The organism is Desulfobulbaceae bacterium (assembly GCA_013792005.1).
Lineage (GTDB): Bacteria > Desulfobacterota > Desulfobulbia > Desulfobulbales > VMSU01 > VMSU01.
In genome coordinates, this window is record VMSU01000136.1 from 1 (window position 1) to 19,423 (window position 19,423).

Below are 19,423 nucleotides of genomic sequence, written 5' to 3' on the forward strand. Positions count from 1 at the left end.
CCACCACCACTACCGCTGCGCCGACTACTACAACCACTACCGCTGCGCCGACTACTACAACCACTACCGCTGCGCCGACTACTACAACCACTACCTCCACGACAACTACTACAACCACAATCCCAAATACTACCACCCCAACAATCAAGATTAGCGTACCATCAGTCACAGTCACTAAGAGCGGTCCAGTAACCTACACAATCTTTTACAGCAATGCTGCCAGCGTCTCTCTTACAACTGCTAAAATCACCGTCAACAAGACCGGAACCGCCAATGGCACGGTAACCATCAGCGGCAGCGGATCAACCACCCGCACCGTCACCATCTCCAGCATCACTGGCGACGGGACCCTCGGCATTACCCTCGCCGCAGGAACGGCCAAAGACCTCGCTGGCAACAGTGCCTTGGCAACACCAGCCAGCTCCACCGTATCTATCAAAAATACCGAAAATATTACTCTTATGTTAACCCCTGGTTGGAATCTGGCAAGCTGCATGGTGGAATTCAACGCCAGTGAAGTCTTTGGAGACTCCACCACCTACGCCAGCGTATGGAAATGGCTTGCCTCCGAGAAAAGATGGGAAGTATACCTGCCAACCGACCCTGATAACGGTGAAGCATATGCAAAGAGCAAAGGCTTCGAGTTGCTCTCCACTGTTCTGCCGGGCGAGGGTTTTTGGGTAAACGTACAAAGCGATAAGCCACCAACAACGGACATACGCGGAGAGTTAGCGAAAGATCCATCATTAGCACTTGCAAAAGGCTGGAACTTACTCGGGCTGAAGAGCGGTCAATCCCTCTGGATAGAGGACCGCAGTGATGCAGAGAAAACCGCTATCGAGTCTCTCTGGAAGTGGAAGGGGAAGGAGAAAAAATGGGCTGTCTCGTTACCAAATGCCCCAGATGGCGATGGCGGCCAAGCCTATGCCGACAGCAAAGGCTTCACCCTACTCGAATCCATTGATCCTGGAGAAGGGTTCTGGGTAAACGCCAACGAGGCGATCACATTGCCATAAATTTCCCATTATTCGACTATAACATAATCCCCTGCTGTGGTGACAAGACATCGTTCTTCCCAACAAATGTCCGTAACTTCGAAGCCTTCACCCCAGCTGGCAGTTAAATAACCAATCGATTTGAAAGGCGGCACGATCATACACTCTTGCGCTCAACAGCGGTTTTCATCAGGGTGCGGCAGAAGAATAGACTATGGGATAGCAAGCAGAGAACTTGGGCATCACTAGAATATCACGAACACTATACAATTAGCGTAACAAGTGACGAAACAACCCATTCACCTCATCGCCAAATGGCTGAATTACGCCGAGACTGGATACTGACCTGAAGGTCGCGGGACACGCTCCACCCTTTTTCATCAGTTGCCGTAACCCTCAACAACACGCCCGGGTTAGAAACTGTGTTAAAAGTAGCTGGAGCCACAAAGGAAATCTGTGACCCCTCGCTATTCAAGAATTTAATCACTACTGGTACTCCTGAAATCTGCTCCCAACGAAATTGCACGGAAGAACGCATGTCGTCCTTAGTCTGGCTGGCGTTTAGGATGACGGTATCTCCTGGATGATAGACTGCGGAATATGTCGCGACATGAAGCTCTGGCGACCTGTTCTTGCTTTTAACCGTAATAGTTACAGTCTTGGTTGCTGAATGAAGCTCACCCACCGTAAATCGATACGCAATGGTGTCTTTGCCACTGAACGAACTCTCTGGCTCATAGACAGAACGACGACCGTTCAACATTTCCAATGTCCCATGCCCGGGGGACTGAACGATATCTACGCCCACGCCCTGATTGTAAGGCTGCGAATTAGCCTTTTGCCAAATCTTTTCCCACGGGACAACTAAACTCTTACTGATAGTATATGATACATTGCTTGCCGAAATCCCCTCCTGCTTTAAGGCAGGCTCCGGCTCAGCAGGCGGAAGGGGTTCCTGTTGAGCAGCATTCATTGGAACCACCGAGGTTGCCGGTGGTTCTGGGATCGCGAAGGACTTCTCTCTAGTGATCGTGACCTTGGCAGTAGGACTGAAATGTTTTCCGTTAGTAGCCCGGATAGTAAAGCTGTCCTGCCCCGCAAAATCAGCCATCGCACTATAAACAAGTACCGGGGCTTGACCAGATATCTGACCATGCTCGGGCATAGACTGAAATTCATACTCCAGGGGCAAATTTTCCGGGTCTTTACCATCTAGAGTTATTGCCAGTTCAGTGCTCCCCGGAGGCATAACCAAGGTTAGATCAGAGAGCGTCAGCATTCCTGCTGCGCTAGATTCCTGAGGCGCCACTTCAACAACAGTTGCCGGCGCTTCCTGTGGAGAGACTTCCGGCTCTGGCAATTCCCTCTCCTGGACCACCTTTGCTGGAACTTGCTCAAGCGCCTTTTTGTCCGCCGTATCCTCCCCTCCTGTAAAAAGAAAAAATCCTACCAAAAGGAGTATAAAAAGAACAACCCCTCCACCAACAGCAAGAAGGCGCTTACGATTGGCTAAGAGTTTATTCCATCTGCCTTGCTGAGGCAGGACAGGATCCTTAGCCTCCTCGGTGATAGCGGCAGACACCGCAGCAATAGCTACTTCTTCCGGAATGGAAACAACTGTCTCTTCATCCAAGAACGACATATTGTCATTCCACCCGCCGCTTGAATCAGGAATATCGGGAATACCAGGGATATCCTCCTCAAGCTTAAACTCATGATCATCAAAATCGGACGACAAATCGGTCTGGGCGAGGGACGGATCAGCCGTCTCAAAGGTATCAACGAAATCAATATCATCTGTCACAAAGGACCGTGATTCCTCCCCCCCTGAGTCTGGCTCCGAAAACAACTTGTCAATTTCATCCTGATCCGGATCGAAAAACGGCTGATCCGAAGCTGGGGTGTCAGCGCCCGCGAGCAAGGCTTCGATATCTGATTGGTCCAGCCCTCCACTGACGACATCATCACTTTTTGACACCGAGGAAGACGGTTCATCCCCAGACAGCAATGCGTCAATATCCGCCTGACCAAGATCCTCTCCCTCGTTAGAAGAGGGGGGGCTCAAATCATCAGAACCGGAAAGGAGCGCGTCAATATCGGACTGTCCAAGCTCAGACTCCTTTTCTTCTGAATCCTCTAAATCATCCAGCCAGTCATCTTTTTCTTCAGCCATATCGCCTTGTCCCAGAGATCTGGTCAATTATAGATGCGTATGCAGAGCACGATAAATAGGCTCGGACATTTCAACAATAACGACATAAGAGGTTCGCTGCCCTGCAGCATTGATCCCGCTCAAATGAACTCTCAAATAGCCATCAACCTCCAGCAGCACGCCATGCAATTGTTGTTTGATGTCACCCCGGGCTGATCCAAGGTTGTCCTTGGTATCGTTGTTGATCATAACGACCATTTGATCGGCAAGAATCACCCCCAATTCAGACTGCTTGTCTTTTTCTGAAAATCCGATGGAGGAAAAAGGAACTACCATGACGACAGAGGGTCCATAAAACCCTCGGAATCGTTCCATGGCATTTTCGCAAATCATCGTAATAACATCAGCCAACCCGGAATAATTCTGAAAGCTAGGGTCACCTGCCGGAATGGCGGTGTCAGACTGGAAGCCCTCTTTGAAATCACCCTCGTCTGCCCAGACCAAGTGCGGTGTCGTGGCCACCAGAACAAGAAAAATCCCAAAAAAAATACCCCTGGGAAGAATTCGAGAATAAAGAGGACTTATAATGTTCATTTCAGTCTCTCTCCCGGCCCCTTAACCGCAATGGCAAATGGTTCCCGGTCGCCACCACCCCCTAGCAGGGTGATAAGCTCCTGGTTCAACGGCATATTATAACGCCACGAGGTCACGACCAGTCCGGTTTGCACTGCGATCATCCGCCCCTGAAGGATAAGGGTCTTACTGGTGTTAGTAAAAGTTGAAACCACGACATAATCAATAGCTGGAGCCTCATTGGCCAATTCGCCGATATTTTGAGATAGGATAAATTCGCCCGCCTGAGGCACGATAGTGACATCTTTGCCCAATCGTAACTCTTCCACGAGAATGCCGCGGTCAGCCAAATCTGTCAGAAAAAACTCCGCCACCATCCGCCCAAACTCAGTTTCTCGCTTCAAATCAGAAAGTGGCACGGCAGAGACCACCGCAACCCTGGAGGTCAGGACATGCTGTCCCTCGTCTTTCATCTCATAAAACACCTTGCCCGCCACTTCTTTTGATAACTCAGAAAAGATATTCTCTATACCATACGACCTAGATAGAGCTGTTCGGGACTGAAGGACTCGACGGTCTCTTCGAGGCTCTGGCCCGGAAGCTGGCAGGAGAGTCTCGACATCCGTCACAGATGCCTGTTCACGATTGACATGCCGGCCCCCATGATCATTTGACCACGACCATGCAGTGGGGATCTCCGCCAGAAAACCCAAGCTCACCACCAACACAGCGACAGATAAGGTTTTACCTTTCTTCATGGAATTCATTACACTCCGTGGCAGATAATGCATTATAGTTCGAGCTGTTTCATCAATGTCATCCCCTGATGACTTGCCGTCGTGAGCACCGCGCTATCAGCAAGCAGCAGGTCTACCTCTTTGGTCCGAGGAAATACCATGGTGGCGCTCGACAGGAGGACCGCTGTCTTGCTGTCCAAGACCTTGGCATTAACCAAAATATGATTCCCGGCCAAGGTATAGGTCCCGGTAATCATAGTGCGAGCCCGGACTGTTGAACTAACTTCGTTCATATCACGTGACAATCCATACTCTCCTCGTTTCTCCTGGATCGTAATTGATAAGCTTTTGCGCACATCAACCACACGATATCCTTCCTGCTGAAACTCGGTCATCAATTGTTCCGAGAGGTATCTGCCAAATGACGATGTCCTGGTCAAATTATTGAGATCGACAAAACTTGCCACCGCAATCCCGTCAGCAAGATCCCCGGCGCCAGGATCGGGATCCTCAAGATACGCAAACAACACCATGGCCATCTGTTGAATTTCAGAGGTAAAGAGTTCTGCGGGATTGGCACCTGCTACGGCAATTTCAGATGCAGAGGAGATGGTTTCGGTTGGTGCTTCTTCGACCGAAACTCGATTGAGAGAACAACCGAGCAAGACGCTCCCTACAATAGCCGCCAGTACTAAAAATAACGGCCGATATATCAAACAAAGAGGCGATTGCAGTTTTCTGCGGGTAGGACAACGAGTCATGGCGGAAGGATCCCATAGTATAGAGAAAATACAGGTATCAAAGTCGATTCTTTAATTATATCGGTCTTCCCCGGACTTTTCTTAATTGTTTTTTAGTATTGGCTCATTTTCTTGCCAAACAAAATGATCAGAAAAATTTGCACATTTTTAATAACGACGTATAATAAGGGCAGGAGGTGACAACCATGCAAATCAATTCCCCGAAAAATTTAAACACCCTATACGGCCCCAATCAAATCGGATCTAAGCCTCAGCCCGAGAAGACCGAACGGGTTCAAACCCCGGCGCCAGGAACAAAAACTGACTCCGTTTCCATCTCGAATGAGGCCCTTCGCAAACAAGCCGAAACCAAAAAACTTGAAACCTCAACAACTAAAGACATTGAACGTTCTCGCCAACAACAAACCCAAACAGCAGCTCCTTCAGCAACAACCAAAAATTTGGCGGCGCAACGAATTGATCTCATGGCCTAACCGCCCATGAAGATTGAAGAGGCGCTGACAACAATTCCCCTTTTTAAGGGGATGAACCAAGGACAGTTACAGAAACTCACGGCCATAGTTACTGACAAAAATTATGGCCGCGGGCAATCAATTTTTGCCGAAGGTGATGAGGGGATTGGATTTTACGTTGTAATCAGCGGTAAAGTTAAGATTTACAAACTCTCGTCAGAGGGTAAAGAGCAAATTCTTCACATCTTCGGAGGCGGTGAACCTTTTGCCGAAGCGGCAGTATTCGTTGGCGCCCGCTTCCCGGCCCATGCTCAAGCCCTTGAAACAAGTCGCATATTTTTTTCCCCCGCCAAGCCTTCATCCATCTGATTGAGGAAAACCCAGCCCTGGCCATGAACATGATGGCCGCCCTGTCTATGCGCCTCAAAGAATTCGCCCACCTGATCGAGTCATTATCGCTCAAAGAGGTTCCAGGGCGATTAGCCGTTCATCTTCTCCTCTTGGCCAACGAACAAGAACGGGATGAGATTCGCCTTGACCTGACAAAAACCCACCTCGCAAGTCTCCTCGGCACTATCCCTGAAACCCTTTCCCGAATTCTCACCAAAATGGCCAAACTAGGTGTAATTGCCACCAATGGCCCACTCATCTCCATTCTCGACCGAGACGCCCTTGAGGCAATTGCCTCAGGCGATGAACGACTCTAATACGGTCCCTTAGCAAAATCAAAATGGGTGCTGAGAAGAACATCCCAAAGGGGACTATTATCGTGGGGGCTCAAGCGTTTTACGCAGATATTCCGGAAGGATTTTATAGGCATCGACAGGGGCAATAGGCGGTTTTCGTCGATCAATCTTAATCCCTGAACCTTCTCCCCTATCCAACACCACTACTTCCGGCTTGGACTTGAGTGTTTCTCCCTGCTCATTGGTTACCGGCAACAACACTGGACCCTGGCTGTCAAGGACATAGGCCAACTGGCCATTGGTCAAGGAAACAATGCTGCCCGGTGGATAAATCCCTACCGACTTAACAAATGAGTGAAGGATATACTGAAGCAGAGGATCTTTTTCTGCATATTTATGAAAGATATCAGTCACCACCGCTACCGGGTTTAAGGCATCCTTATAGCACCGTTTTGAAGTCATTGCGTCATAAATATCCGCCAATTTACAGACCTTGACATAAGCAGGAATCGACTCTGGGATAACCTCAACAGGATAACAGCGAGGCTCATCGTGAAACAGCCTGGCATGGTGATACAGGCTGATATTGGCAAGATAGGGATTGGTCAAGCTATTCTTCTTAAGCAACTCCAACCCTTTTTCGGTACTATGCAGCTTAATCATCTCAAATTCAAGCTCGGTCAATCTGCCTGGCTTATTCATGATTGCCCGATCAATCAAAATCTTGCCCAAATCATGCATGAAAAACCCTATGGATATATCGTGCAGTTCAGCTGGTAAGAAATAGGTAAATGATCGTTTGTCGGGCTTCGACTCACCCAAGGCGTTACCTGCCGCACTATTGAGAAAAGTATTAACAGCAGCGCTGAAGTTCTCATTGAACTTCTTCATGATCACCGTGCCAATAGTACAAACATTGATGGAATGGTTATAGAGATAATCGTCGTAGGAAAAGATTTCGCGGGTAAGATAGGAAAAAGCGTTTTCATTTTTTACGATAAAATCAACTAGGCCCGTGACGGTATCAGTGATGGGCTCAAAATCAAATCTGCCACCAGTTTCCTGAATCGCGAGCAATGTCTGCTTAACACAATCCTTGGCCTGTTCATATTTTTGGGCAGCAACTTTTTTTAAGTCTTGAATCTCACCGATCCTGCGATCAACATCTGACCTCTGAACTGCAGTCCTTGGCACAGAAGGAGACAGAGGGGGAGTGACAACACCAACGGGTGGCTTAGCAACGACCTGCTGCCCATTCTTGTCCCATAGGCCGCCTGCATTGGTGCTAACAATCGGAATCCATTCCACTCCCAGGCGTTTAACTTTCTGCAACACCCGAACATCAGAAACCAAAACATCCTTTTCCAGCAGCAGCTGTCCTTGACGATTAAAAATATCAATCCCGGTTCTGATCGCGCCACCTTCTTGGACGTGGCAAATCAACTGATCAATGGCAAGCTTAGGAATGGCTTCAGGCATGGGATATCCAGGCAGAAAAGTAAGGATCTCTATGAACGTTATGAACAAATATTTCTAATATAATGCCTGATCATTATATCATCAACAAATGGAAACGTGTCAAATTTTAATTATATTGAAATCACAATGAACAAACCCAAGGTGAATAGTAAGATGATTTTTTCAGAACTGCTTGCGAAGCAGCCGTGCACGAGCGTGGCAAGTCTGAAAAAGGCTAAGCCCTCCGGCCGAACTCAGGCTCAGGGGCTAATTTTCAAGGAATTACCCACAGATTCTGCGGAAGAGGCCAAAATCCTTGAGGCTATTAGCTTTCCCGGCAGGAGTCAACACGTCATCGAACACGCCAAACTTCTTTCAATGGGTTTGGAACTGTTACAGGAATTCAAGGACTCGGCGCTTACTATGGGTTATATCTTCCAATTTCTGGCATCCGAGATGGTCTTGCAACATATGCTCACGGCCGACCTGGAGTATTTCCCGTTTATCATCGAAGATGGGGTTTAGGTTGATATTCAGTAACAACCTCGGATCTGCATATTTCTATAGTTCCATTTCAACATCTATAGCTTTTATAGGTATGCTCCGCCTTAAATGGGGCATGATTCCTGTCATTATCGGCTCCGCTCTGGCGGGGTTTATCTGGAAAATCATCATTCAATAATAAGGAGAATCGTTATGCCGCCTACCGAAAAACATTTTGCAACGAGTATGGACAGAACAGGCAAAGACTACGCCGACTTGCACCGTTGGATAGATGATCCGGAGCATAAAAATGAACGGCACGATTTCACCAGGATATGGGATTTCGGGCCGCAAATAACCGAACAATATGGCGAGGAAGGTGTGCGGGAATACATCGAACATCTCCGTGAGGACATGGAGAAGAAATTCAAGAAAATCCGTCACGAATACAAAGCCGCCATGGGTGAGGCTTATGAGTATTTCGGCATTAAGCGCAGGGAGGTTTAATTATGAGCCAAGACTATACGATTCAGCAAAAAGATATTGACACACTCCAACAGGCCGGGGTCAGTCAGCCCGATATCGACCACTCCCGTGCGGTGGCTGCAAAGGCTTTAGACATTGCCAGACGCACTCATGCAGACCTGGACATGGAACTGGTGGGCAGGGGCGCGTTGTTCCACGATCTGGGCAAAGCCAAAACCCATGACATCATTCATGGCCGTATAGGCGCTGAAATGGGCGAGGCGCTTGGACTGTCTGTTGCGATTACTGCAATTATGGAAAAGCACATTCGGGGAGGTTTGACGGCAGAGGAAGCCATGGAGCTGGGCTTACCGGTTAAAGATTATACTCTCCGGCGTTTAGAGGAAAGGATTGTCATCTATGCCGACCGCCTAGTCGACATCATCCACGATGGTATCGTGAAGATCAGCGAAGAATCCGAAGGCGAGACACAGTTCGTTGAGATCCTTAGAGAGATTCCCAAATACGGCAAAAATGACATCACCCTGAACCGCTACCTTGCTTACCACGCAGAGATTCAAGGATTGATCGCAGGACGGATTGTCGGTGTGAAACAACTTAAAAACCTGGGCAGCCGCGAGGCTATTATTCTCCTGGATGTTCGACGTAAGGCGGACTATGAGGCAGCCAAAAAAAAAATCCCTGGTGCGGTCTGGCGCGACCCTGAATTAATAGACGAATGGAGCGCCAATCTACCGAAAAACAGCCAAATGGTCATCTACTGTGCGCGGGGTGGCTCTGTGAGTCAGGCGGTGAGTAAGCAGCTTCGCGAAAAAGGCGTTAAGGTCGCCTATCTCCATGGCGGACTGAAGGCATGGACCGATCAAAATGAAGCCGTTGAGTGAAGCAGCGAAACATTGAAGCCTGCAGCGCTGTTTTTCACCCAACACCTCATGAGAGACAAGATAACTGACCAAAAAAAATCAATCGCAGAAGAAGTCGAAACCCATCTGGCGCGCGCCGCGTTTGCCGAAGAAAGTGAGCCTTGTCCGCTTGACACTAAAGAAGAGATAGGCGCTAACGACACTGGCGTACCTACCCAGAAGGATGATGGAGAATCTCTCATGCAATCCCTTGATAATGATTTGCCTTTTGCCGGGATAAGAACAAATAAACGGGCATGAAGCTCAACCCCTTTTTATTTCTCTGCGCCACCGGGCTTTTGGCGATTTTCAGCTCCACCATCTCCAAAAGCCCGGCGCTGCCACTCTTTGCCAGACACTTAGGCGCTGACCCGTCCGGCATTGGCTTTATCGCCGGTATTTCGGCCTTTGCCGGTGTCGCCTTCAGTGTCCCTGCCGGCATGATGGCAGATCGCTTCGGTAAAAAGCAGATGATCCTGGTGGCGACAACCATCTTTGCAACGGCACCTTTCGGCTATCTGGTGGTAAACACACTTTGGCAACTGGCTCTGGTGCGTTTTTTCCATGGGTTTGCCACAGCCATTTTCATACCTGTAGCCATGGCCTTAGTTTCAGGACTGTCACAGAAAGAACGGGGTGAAAAGCTGGGCTGGTTTTCCACCGCGACGCTCTTGGGACGATTCATGGCCCCGATCGTTGGCGGTGGCATCCTAGGCCTTTATTCTCTAGAATCATCTACTGGCTACACCCTTGTCTACCTTGTCTGCAGCGGAGTTGGCATAGCCACACTTGCCATGGCAAGCAGTCTGTCTGTGCCTCAAGAGCCTAAGCAGATCAGCCAATCATGGTTGGAGATGTTTTATGTCTTCAAGACAGTCGCCCTCCACCGCAACATCCTGCTGACCTGTTTTGTGGAAGCAGCTATTCTTTTTGCCTATGGCACATTTGAGACATTTCTCCCCCTGTATGCTGTAAACAACGGTTTAACTACCACCCAAATCGGCATCTTTCTCTCTGGCCAAATCATTGTGTTGGCGCTGACCAAACCGATCATGGGAAAATTTTCAGACCGTCATGGCCGCAGACCGCAAATATTCGCAGGCGGCGTGCTCGGGGCGGCCAGCATCGGCGGCTTTTATTTCGTTTCATCCTTCCTCCCCCTGTTCTGCCTCAGCATAACCTTCGGCCTTTGTCTTTCGGTAGTGACCTCGGCAACGTCGGCCTACATCGCAGACCTGAGCTCTTCCGAGGCCCATGGCTCCGCCATGGGGCTACTCGGCTCGATCATGGATATTGGACACACTACCGGCCCACTGCTTTCAGGGATTGTGGCGGCCTCGTTCGGTTACGCACACTCTTTTTTGGGGGCGGCGCTCGTTCTCCTCTGCGTCTCCTTACTTTTTCATTTCATGATTGGGCAACGCCCTGAAGGGTGTGCCTCATGAGGGAACCGTTCATTGCTTCGACATCACATGCTGAAATTTTGAATCCAAGATTTTTAAAATCGGTGGTTAAAATGATTTCCCACACCACACTCTCTAATTGTCCTAACGAAGCACTGATCGTTTTACTTCGCAGTGCTTTGCTGAATTGATAGGGCTGGTCAATTTTACTCAAATTTTTCTCACACAAACTCTTTTCTTTTTCTTTCTTGAATCCGCCATCGAAAAGCCATTGACTTACATAATATGCTAGGCTACTAGTTTCCTATCATTGAACGCTGGACTGAATATTTTTGAAGTTCTAAAATGAGCGCCCTGGAAAAACAACGGCTTAGTTTTCGATCCAACCAACCTTCCACTTTGCAGAAGAGCGGTTTTCCGGAATGGCTGGCGTGATTTTTTCGTATCGTGCCGAGCTCTCAAAAAGCAAAATCCTATCACAGAAAGGAGAGTTATCTATGTCATGGCCCGTATTCTGCCGCTTGATGCGTGTAACGTTTTTTCTCTTTTTGGGCCTTATAGCGAGTACTCTTCCGGCTGGAGCCGAAGAGTCCGGAGTGGTAAGTGGCAGCCTCTTTGTTAAGCTTGATGCCTTAGGTAACGAACTTTCTAAAGATGCGGTCGCGTGGGCCATGGTCAAGGATACGCAGAAAGGTCTGACATGGGAGGCAAAAACCGTGGACGGCTCAATCCATAACGCCACTAATGAGTATACCTGGAAGGAGGCAAAAGAGGTGTTTCTGGCGGAATTGAATGGAGCGAAATTCGGCGGATTTGATGATTGGCGCATGCCGAACGATACTGAAATCAATACACTTATGAGGCGTGACCAGGAAGAGCCCTATGTCGATCGAGCATACTTTCCTAATATCCTGCCTGTGACTTACTGGAACTTTTATATTTGCGGCAGCGGAGCGGTTATGAGTGATACGAAAAGCTTCGGCAAGAAAAGCGTCCGTGCCGCCAAGCATCATGCCATCGCGGTACGGGGAAGGGAATTATAAGTCCATGGTAAAAAGAGCCACGGCAATCAGTCAAAGGCAGAGCCACCTCTGACCCTGCCTTTTTTCTAACCACCTATCTTTCCCGGCCTACTTGTATTTCCCTACCATTAGGCCGTACGGCATAACCTCCCGAAAGCACCGGGAATTGTCCCAGAAGCCCAGAAGAAGGTGGCCTGCTTGTAGTCGACAAACCAATACCCTCCAGGCAACCGCTGACCGGCAACGAAAATAAATGGCTGAAGACGAGAAAAACAGGGATGAATGAATTGTTCATTGTCGTTTAACTCCGGTTGCACCAACGACATGGCCTCTTCTAAAGTAGGCATGCGCCAGTCGGAGAAACCGGCAAACCCTTTTTTATTGATCTCTGCAATATAATTTTGAACTTGCCGAAGCGAGGTAATATCACAGCCTTGACGCTGCCACATTATTCCTGTCACGGCCTCGGTGACAGTCAGGCCATCACCATTATCCACCAAATGAGTTTCAAAGCGCCCTTCCGGATTACATTTGCTATCGAAAAATCCATATTGCTTTATAATTCCAGGGATTTCCTCTTCTTTCACCACCGATGCCTCAGCAGGAAGATGGACCTTTTTTAGGCCAGGAGGCAGCGGTTGATCTTTAGTGGGCAGGCCGGTTTCTAGATCATCAATCTGGACACTGACGATAATCGGCTTGATTAACCCTCCGCCATCTCCTTTCAAGACATTATCGGTCAACCACTGCTTTAAAGCAGCATCCACGGCATAACACTTATCAAGACCGGCCTTTTCCCCTTGGGCTGCAATACAGTTCTGAATCATTTCCTGGGGTGCATCGATCTCGGCCAAAACTCGGGCGTGCTTAATTCCCCGCTCCATGAGGCAGAGTTTTGCCGGCTCCTGCCAGCTATCTATATAAAAATAGTAATAGCGTTCCCCCTTGGTGCGGATATTCCGCTCCTTGCTGCCCCAACTTTCAAAAATCGTGAAGGTCAATGCCGGGGTAATGTCCCAGTCAATTGTAGCCTGAGCGCTCGTTGCCAGTCCCAACTTTTCAAAAATTCCCATAATAAATCTCCTTCCGCGATTATTGGTGGTATGCCCGGCATATTTCTGCCTGACATGTTTTCAATATTGTCATTTTGCAATTTTGTTATTTTACCCAACCATGAGATAGATTATAGTATATCTCATCACAATTTGGAATACTTTTAGGAATTATTATTAACAATGAAAAATGACTGACATATCGTCCTCACAGGACCCCCTTCCACAGAAGAAATTTCACTCTTCCCCTGGGCATCCCTTACCGCTCGGGCCGACCAGAAACGGTGCCAATGTAAATTTTTCCTTATTCTGTCGCCAAGCAATTGAAATAGACCTTCTCCTTTATAAACCAGGATCAAAAATTATCTGTCAAGAGTTTTCGCTAGTAATTCCACAGCACCGGACAGGCGACATCTGGCACATTAAGATCCACAATATCCCAGGTAATTTTGAGTATATCTATCGTATCTGCACCGAAGACAAAGACCGGTGCCTTACCAAACAGCTGGCCCTTGATCCCTATGCCAGGCGAATTACCGGCGGGGAACGCTGGGGGCAAACAGTAGCAGAAGGGTGGCGATGCGGCCTGAACGAGGATGAGAATTTCGATTGGGCAGGCGACCTCCCCCTGCGCCGCCCCCCTCAGGACGCTATTATCTATGAACTCCACGTCAGAGGCTTTACTCGGCACCCCAGCGCCCAAGTAAGACATCCCGGCACCTTTCTGGGGATCATCGAGAAAATTCCGTACTTGCAGTCGTTGGGCATTACTGCCATAGAACTATTGCCCATGACCGAATTTGACGAAAACGAAAACAAGGCGACCGACCCCCTCACCGGCTCTGCGCTCAAGAATTTCTGGGGATACAGCCCCTTGGCCTATTGCGCTCCCAAAGCCTCATATGCCGCCAGAAGCGGTCAGCAAATCCGGGAATTCAAGACCATGGTCCGGGCTCTGCACAAAGCCGGCATCGAGGTCATCCTGGATGTGGTGTTCAACCATACCGGTGAGGGCAATGACCATGGCCCTGCCCTCAGCTTCAAGGTCCTGGGCAACAAAATCTACTATATGCTGGACCCAAAGACCCTTGAGTATCTCAATTTTTCGGGCTGCGGCAACACCGTCAACTGTAATCACCCGGTAGTCCAGGAGTTCATCATCGATTGCCTGCGGTATTGGGTGACGGAGATGCATGTTGATGGTTTCCGCTTCGATCTGGCCTCCATCATGACCCGAGGCCTGCGTGGTGAAGTTCTTACCCACCCACCTTTAGTAGAACAGATCGCTGAAGATCCGATCCTCGCTCACACCACAATCATCGCCGAGGCTTGGGACGCAACCGGACTCTATCAGGTGGGTCATTTCTCTTCCAACCCCCGCTGGGCAGAGTGGAACGGTCGCTTCAGAGATGATGTTCGCGCCTTCATGGCCGGATATCCTCACATGACAGCCAAACTGGCGACCAGAATTGCCGGAAGCTCCGACCTCTACCAGCACAACCTGCGCCACCCAAGCAACAGCATTAACTTCTTGACCAGCCATGACGGATTCACCCTCTGGGATCTGGTCAGCTTTAACTCCAAGCACAATGAGCGCAACGGTGAAGGAAACAGAGATGGCGACAACAACAACGTAAGTTGGAACAGCGGCAAAGAAGGGTTCAGTAAATCCATCAAAGTCCAAACGCTAAGAAGCCGCCGGATCAAGAGCATGGCTGTTGTCTTGCTCCTGTCGCAGGGAGTGCCGATGATCCTGGCGGGTGATGAATTCTGCCGCACCCAGCGCGGCAACAACAACGCCTACTGCCAGGACAATGCCATCAGCTGGCTGGATTGGCGGTTGGCGGACAGTAACGGCGACACCTTAAGATTCTTCCGCATGCTGATCCGTCTCCGCAAACGCTATCGTCATTTCCGCCGGACCAATTTTTTCCAGCCTCCCACCCCCCGTAACCCTGCTGAAATAGTTTGGCAGGGGGCAAAACTTGGCCGGGAGGACTGGTCCCATGAGAATAAAATCTTATGTTTCATGCTAATAGGCGACAAGAGCCTCAGCGAACCAGACTTCTGGGTTATCATCAGCGCTGACTCCCATGAAACTAAAGTCGACCTCCCTCCCTCGTCCAACGGAGAAAACTGGCGACAGATAATCAACACTGCTCTGGCCTCACCTGACGATATTGTCCCCGAAGCCGAAGCAAAACCCGTGACTGGAGCCTCGATCTCCGTCCCCCCCCTAGCGGCCATAGTGCTGATCGCCGGAGGACCAACGATATGAAGCTCTGCTTTTTAGGAGATTCTCTCATCGAATACTATGACTGGCAGGCACGGTTTCCTGGACATACGGTCGACAATCTAGGTATTTCCGGTGAGACAACAGCCGAACTCCTTTTTCGGATTCCCTATCTCGACCTTACCACAGAAGCTCCTGATTGTGTCATTATCATGACCGGAACGAACGATATCCTGATGAACACCAACTTCCTGCCCACCTACGAACAGATTGTCATCTCCATCCGGCAACTCTTGCCCAAGACATCGCTTGTGGCCTGCGGGCTCTTTCCGATGACCATTTCGTGGATGGCGCAAGGCTCGATACCCCAGATAAACGCCGAACTGAAGGCCCTCTGCCTGCGTTACAAAATAGGGTATCTCGACGGAGACCGCCTGATCCCTGATGCTATGACCAGCCACCTCTTTTTTCTTGAGGATGGGGTCCATTTGACTCCCCATGGCTATACCGTCTGGAGTAAGGCTATTACCCGCCACTTACATCTCTGACAGGCCACCTCTTTAACCTTTGTCAGAAGTTACTGACTACAACATGGCATTACCCAAACACTTTCTGTCCCCAAGAACTTCTCTCTCGTATCCAGTTTAGGAAATCTAAGATCATGACCACCAAGCGACACGACAAAGACCTGGCCAACTTAACCTGTCTCTATGAGATCACCAAGGTCCTGGCCTCATCAACCGACCTTCACGATTGTCTCAAACGCTCTTTGACCATCTTGTCCGCCTTTGCTGGACTGCAGAACGGCACAGTAACCCTGATCAACCAGAAATCTGGCCAGCTGGAAATCGAAGTAGCTTACGGCATGAGCGCTGAAGCCAGAAAACGCGGAGTCTATGATATTGGTGAAGGGATCACCGGTCGAGTGGTCGCCAGCGGCACCCCGATTATCGTACCCCAGGTCAGCAAGGAACCCCTTTTCCTGAACCGCACCAGGACCCGCGGCAACTTAAGCGGCAAACCCATCTCTTTCCTCTGTGTGCCAATCAAGCATGGCAAAAACACTATCGGTTCCTTAAGCGCTGATTGTGATTTCCAGGAAGGGGCGAACTACGAGGAAGAGATCCGCTTACTCACCATCGTCAGCGGCCTGTTCGCCCAGACCGCAACCAGAATTCAAGCCTTCAATCAAGAAAAAGAGCAGCTCGTAAACGAAAACAGCCAGCTCAGGCAGCAGCTTTCCGAAAAATACCGGATTGACACCATCATCTCCAACAGTAGCCGAATGCAGGAGGTCTTAGAGATGACCAGGCGGGTCGCGGACTCCACCGCTACTGTCCTCCTCCGAGGCGAATCCGGCACCGGCAAAACCATGGTGGCCAAGGCCATCCACTTCAACAGTAAACGGACAAAGAAACCCTTTGTTGCGGTAAATTGCTCCGCCCTACCTGAAACCCTCCTGGAAAGTGAATTGTTCGGACATGAAAAAGGGGCCTTTACCGGGGCAAGCGCCCTGAAAAAGGGGCGTTTTGAAGAGGCAGAGGGTGGCACCCTCTTCCTGGATGAAATCGGAGAATTGTCCCTGGCTGTTCAAGTCAAGCTCCTAAACGTGGTGCAAGAGCTTGAATTTCAGCGTCTGGGCAGCGCGACCGTTCGTAAATGTAATGTCCGACTGATCACCGCCACCAACAAGGATCTCGAAAAAGCTGTTGCGCAAGGCACCTTCCGCGAGGATTTCTATTACCGGCTCAATGTCTTCCCTGTCTATATCCCGCCGCTCCGCGAACGGCGAACCGACATCCTGCTGCTGGCTGAATTTTTCCTGCAAAAATATAATGAAGAAAATAACAAGAATGTCCAACGAATCTCCACCTCGGCCATTGACCTGCTGGTTCAGTACCATTGGCCAGGCAATGTCAGAGAACTGCAAAACTGCATGGAGCGGGCGCTGCTGATCTGCGACGAGGATACCATCAAAAGCTATCACCTGCCGCCAACACTACAGAGCTCCGCATCCCTCGGAGAAGCAAAACCCTTGTCGTTTACCGCTGCAGTAGAAAATTTCGAGCGGGAGCTGATTATCGATGCCCTCAAACGCTTCACTGGCAATCAAAGCAAGGCGGCCGAACACCTCGACACCAGCCTCAGGATCATCAATTATAAGATCCACAAATATAGCATTGACCCCAATCAATTCAAGGTTGGCAAACCGTGAACGTCCTCCTCCATGTCTGTTGCGGACCCTGCGCCATCTACCCCCTCTCGATTATCCGCAAGCAGGGCCATGAGGCACAGGGCTATTTCGTCAACCCCAACATTCACCCCTTCAAGGAGTTTCAGCGCCGCATCGAAACCTTAGAAACCATGAGCCAACAGCTCAAATTTGAGGTCGAGTTTGAGCGACAATATGGCCTCCGTGAGTTCCTGCGCCAAACCGTCTTTCATGAAGAGAGCCGCTGCGGACTCTGCTATGCCATGCGCCTGAGGCCAACGGCGGAGAGGGCCGTTGCCATCGGGGCCGATGCCTTTTCCAGCACCCTACTCTATAGCCGATTCCAAAACCATGCCCTGCTCAGGCAGCAGGGGGACTCCTTGGCCGCTGAGTTGGGAATTGCCTTCTATTATGAGGATTTCAGGACTGGATGGCAAAAAGGAATTGATCAGTCGGTTGCCATGGGCCTTTACCGACAACCTTACTGCGGCTGTATTTATAGCGAACAGGAACGTTACGACAAGCTATGGAAGAAAGCTGCAGAGAAACGTACGAACAAAGATAAATAACACCATGCGCCTATGGTCTCTCCATCCAAAATACCTCGACACCCAGGGCCTGGTCGCCCTGTGGAGGGAGGCGCTATTAGCACGAGCGGTTATTCGGGGCGAGACAAAAGGCTACCGCCGCCACCCCCAACTTATCCGCTTTCAAGCCCACCCCTCTCCTCTCAAGGCCATCAATCTCTATCTCGCTGAAATTTTATCCGAGTCAAGGGTTCGTGGCTACTCGTTTGATTGCAGTAAGATAACAGCGGCTGAAGCCTGCTCGCCACTCCCGGTGAACACCGGGCAACTTGCCTACGAGTGGAATCACCTGCTCAAGAAGCTTAAATCGCGAAGCCCTGAGTGGTATTCCAACTGGCGAGAGAAGGACTCACCAGAGGCGCACCCTCTGTTTACCCTCAGAGAAGGCCCTACGGAACCGTGGGAGCGATTGAAATTATTCCCCTGAAGGAGCGCCAGGGGCCAGGGTGGTGAAGGTACGCCAATCAGGCAGAGCAAGATCTGGAACCCAATCCTTCCATGTTCGTTTTGGCGGGTTCCCGGCCTTAATATCCGCTAAAATTTTCTGGGCATCCTTGGCCCTCAGCGAGTCAGGGTAGGTATCATTAAGATAGCGCAGGCGACCTTCGGCCTGTCCAAGTTCATTAGTGCGGATATAATACATTGCGACATAAAACTCATGATTGGCCAGAAAGTTCAAGGCTGCCAACCGCCGACCCTCGGCCTCGGTGCGATAGGCAGAAACAGGAAATGCCTTTAGCTGTTTTTCAAAGGCGGCTATGGCATCGGTAGCAGCGCCGGGGTCCCGATCAATGGTGTCGATCTGTTGGTAATGGCTCATACCGATTTGAAACAAGACATAAGACAGGGCCTCGTTAGTGGGATGGTTACTCTCAAATCCCTGATAGAGTCCGATAGCCTCGGGATAATGTTTTAAATAATATTGACAATCTGCTGACTTAAGTTCTGCAAGCAAGCTGTGGGGACTGAAGGGAAAGCGCTCCTTGATTTCTTCAAAAAGCTTGAGAGCATCGCTGTATTCGCCTCGATTAAAGTCATCAATAGCAGTCATGGCCATACCATCCGGGGTGTCCGCCTTGGAACTGCCCCCACCGGCACCAAAAAAACTAAAAACCCCATCCATTGCCGAACACCCCGCAAGGGTCAGCACAGAGGCCAAGGCAAACACCAGGAGCAGGCCTTTCCCTGCCTCTTGAATTCCGAACTTACTGCGTGCGCTCATCTATTGC

Annotated in this window: 20 protein-coding genes and 1 pseudogene; 14 read left to right on the plus strand and 7 right to left on the minus strand. The window is 49.8% G+C overall.

Annotated elements, in window-relative coordinates:
- Positions 1–404 precede the first annotated feature (404 nt).
- Positions 405–1,016, plus strand: a complete 612-nt coding sequence (locus FP815_07875) for a hypothetical protein (protein ID MBA3014859.1) — start codon at positions 405–407, stop codon at positions 1,014–1,016.
- A 283-nt stretch (positions 1,017–1,299) separates the two neighbouring features.
- Here the strand turns inward: FP815_07875 and FP815_07880 are convergent, their stop codons facing one another.
- From FP815_07880 to FP815_07895, 4 genes are read right to left on the minus strand one after another with little or no spacing between them, the layout of a single operon-like run.
- A complete protein-coding gene (locus tag FP815_07880; GenBank protein MBA3014860.1) occupies positions 1,300–3,168 on the minus strand; it encodes a hypothetical protein in 1,869 nt (622 codons plus the stop codon).
- Between the two features lie 27 nt (positions 3,169–3,195).
- Positions 3,196–3,741, minus strand: coding sequence for a hypothetical protein (locus FP815_07885; GenBank protein MBA3014861.1), 546 nt, complete (start codon positions 3,739–3,741; stop codon positions 3,196–3,198).
- Entirely contained in the window at positions 3,738–4,478 is a 741-nt protein-coding gene (locus tag FP815_07890) for a hypothetical protein (protein ID MBA3014862.1), read from the minus strand. Before FP815_07890 ends, FP815_07885 begins: the two co-directional genes overlap by 4 nt.
- A gap of 32 nt (positions 4,479–4,510) precedes the next feature.
- The gene (locus tag FP815_07895) at positions 4,511–5,122 is read right to left on the minus strand and encodes a hypothetical protein (GenBank protein ID MBA3014863.1); all 612 of its coding nucleotides are present in this window, start codon (positions 5,120–5,122) and stop codon (positions 4,511–4,513) included.
- Between the two features lie 281 nt (positions 5,123–5,403).
- Here FP815_07895 and FP815_07900 point away from each other — a divergent pair, with 281 nt between their 5' ends.
- Both FP815_07900 and FP815_07905 read left to right on the plus strand, forming a co-directional pair.
- Entirely contained in the window at positions 5,404–5,691 is a 288-nt protein-coding gene (locus tag FP815_07900) for a hypothetical protein (protein ID MBA3014864.1), read from the plus strand.
- 6 nt (positions 5,692–5,697) lie between these two features.
- Positions 5,698–6,377, plus strand: a pseudogene (locus tag FP815_07905) (Crp/Fnr family transcriptional regulator).
- A gap of 57 nt (positions 6,378–6,434) precedes the next feature.
- Here the strand turns inward: FP815_07905 and FP815_07910 are convergent.
- On the minus strand, positions 6,435–7,835 hold the full coding sequence (locus FP815_07910) for an HD domain-containing protein (GenBank protein ID MBA3014865.1): 1,401 nt from the start codon (positions 7,833–7,835) through the stop codon (positions 6,435–6,437).
- A gap of 153 nt (positions 7,836–7,988) precedes the next feature.
- Here FP815_07910 and FP815_07915 point away from each other — a divergent pair, with 153 nt between their 5' ends.
- The 6 genes from FP815_07915 to FP815_07940 all read left to right on the plus strand — a co-directional run bounded on the left by FP815_07915 (position 7,989) and on the right by FP815_07940 (position 12,131).
- Positions 7,989–8,339, plus strand: coding sequence for a hypothetical protein (locus tag FP815_07915; protein MBA3014866.1), 351 nt, complete (start codon positions 7,989–7,991; stop codon positions 8,337–8,339).
- Between the two features lie 171 nt (positions 8,340–8,510).
- Positions 8,511–8,804, plus strand: a complete 294-nt coding sequence (locus FP815_07920; protein MBA3014867.1) for a hypothetical protein — start codon at positions 8,511–8,513, stop codon at positions 8,802–8,804.
- Positions 8,805–8,806: 2 nt separating this feature from the next.
- Entirely contained in the window at positions 8,807–9,667 is an 861-nt protein-coding gene (locus FP815_07925; protein ID MBA3014868.1) for an HDIG domain-containing protein, read from the plus strand.
- Between the two features lie 12 nt (positions 9,668–9,679).
- Complete coding sequence (locus tag FP815_07930) at positions 9,680–9,946, plus strand: hypothetical protein (protein MBA3014869.1); 267 nt, start codon at positions 9,680–9,682, stop codon at positions 9,944–9,946.
- The gene (locus FP815_07935) at positions 9,943–11,130 is read left to right on the plus strand and encodes an MFS transporter (protein MBA3014870.1); all 1,188 of its coding nucleotides are present in this window, start codon (positions 9,943–9,945) and stop codon (positions 11,128–11,130) included. The genes FP815_07930 and FP815_07935 overlap by 4 nt, the downstream gene beginning before the upstream one ends.
- 380 nt (positions 11,131–11,510) lie before the next feature.
- Positions 11,511–12,131 carry a DUF1566 domain-containing protein gene (locus FP815_07940; protein ID MBA3014871.1) on the plus strand — a complete coding sequence of 207 codons (621 nt, stop codon included), beginning with the start codon at positions 11,511–11,513 and terminating at the stop codon, positions 12,129–12,131.
- Between the two features lie 107 nt (positions 12,132–12,238).
- Here the strand turns inward: FP815_07940 and FP815_07945 are convergent, their stop codons facing one another.
- Positions 12,239–13,183, minus strand: a complete 945-nt coding sequence (locus FP815_07945) for a DUF1566 domain-containing protein (GenBank protein MBA3014872.1) — start codon at positions 13,181–13,183, stop codon at positions 12,239–12,241.
- A gap of 169 nt (positions 13,184–13,352) precedes the next feature.
- Here FP815_07945 and FP815_07950 point away from each other — a divergent pair, with 169 nt between their 5' ends.
- The 5 genes from FP815_07950 (at position 13,353) to FP815_07970 (ending at position 18,621) form a co-directional block, all read left to right on the plus strand.
- Entirely contained in the window at positions 13,353–15,440 is a 2,088-nt protein-coding gene (locus FP815_07950; protein ID MBA3014873.1) for a glycogen-debranching protein, read from the plus strand.
- The gene (locus FP815_07955; protein ID MBA3014874.1) at positions 15,437–15,943 is read left to right on the plus strand and encodes a hypothetical protein; all 507 of its coding nucleotides are present in this window, start codon (positions 15,437–15,439) and stop codon (positions 15,941–15,943) included. The genes FP815_07950 and FP815_07955 overlap by 4 nt, the downstream gene beginning before the upstream one ends.
- A 113-nt stretch (positions 15,944–16,056) precedes the next feature.
- Positions 16,057–17,610, plus strand: coding sequence for a GAF domain-containing protein (locus FP815_07960; GenBank protein ID MBA3014875.1), 1,554 nt, complete (start codon positions 16,057–16,059; stop codon positions 17,608–17,610).
- Positions 17,607–18,176: an epoxyqueuosine reductase QueH gene (locus FP815_07965; GenBank protein ID MBA3014876.1), complete on the plus strand. Its 570-nt coding sequence runs from the start codon at positions 17,607–17,609 to the stop codon at positions 18,174–18,176. Before FP815_07960 ends, FP815_07965 begins: the two co-directional genes overlap by 4 nt.
- A 4-nt stretch (positions 18,177–18,180) precedes the next feature.
- The gene (locus FP815_07970) at positions 18,181–18,621 is read left to right on the plus strand and encodes a DNA lyase (GenBank protein ID MBA3014877.1); all 441 of its coding nucleotides are present in this window, start codon (positions 18,181–18,183) and stop codon (positions 18,619–18,621) included.
- On the opposite strand, the gene FP815_07975 is transcribed toward FP815_07970, so the two are convergent.
- On the minus strand, positions 18,610–19,416 hold the full coding sequence (locus tag FP815_07975) for an outer membrane protein assembly factor BamD (GenBank protein ID MBA3014878.1): 807 nt from the start codon (positions 19,414–19,416) through the stop codon (positions 18,610–18,612). The two genes, FP815_07970 and FP815_07975, sit on opposite strands and share 12 nt — an antisense overlap.
- Positions 19,417–19,423: the final 7 nt, after the last annotated feature.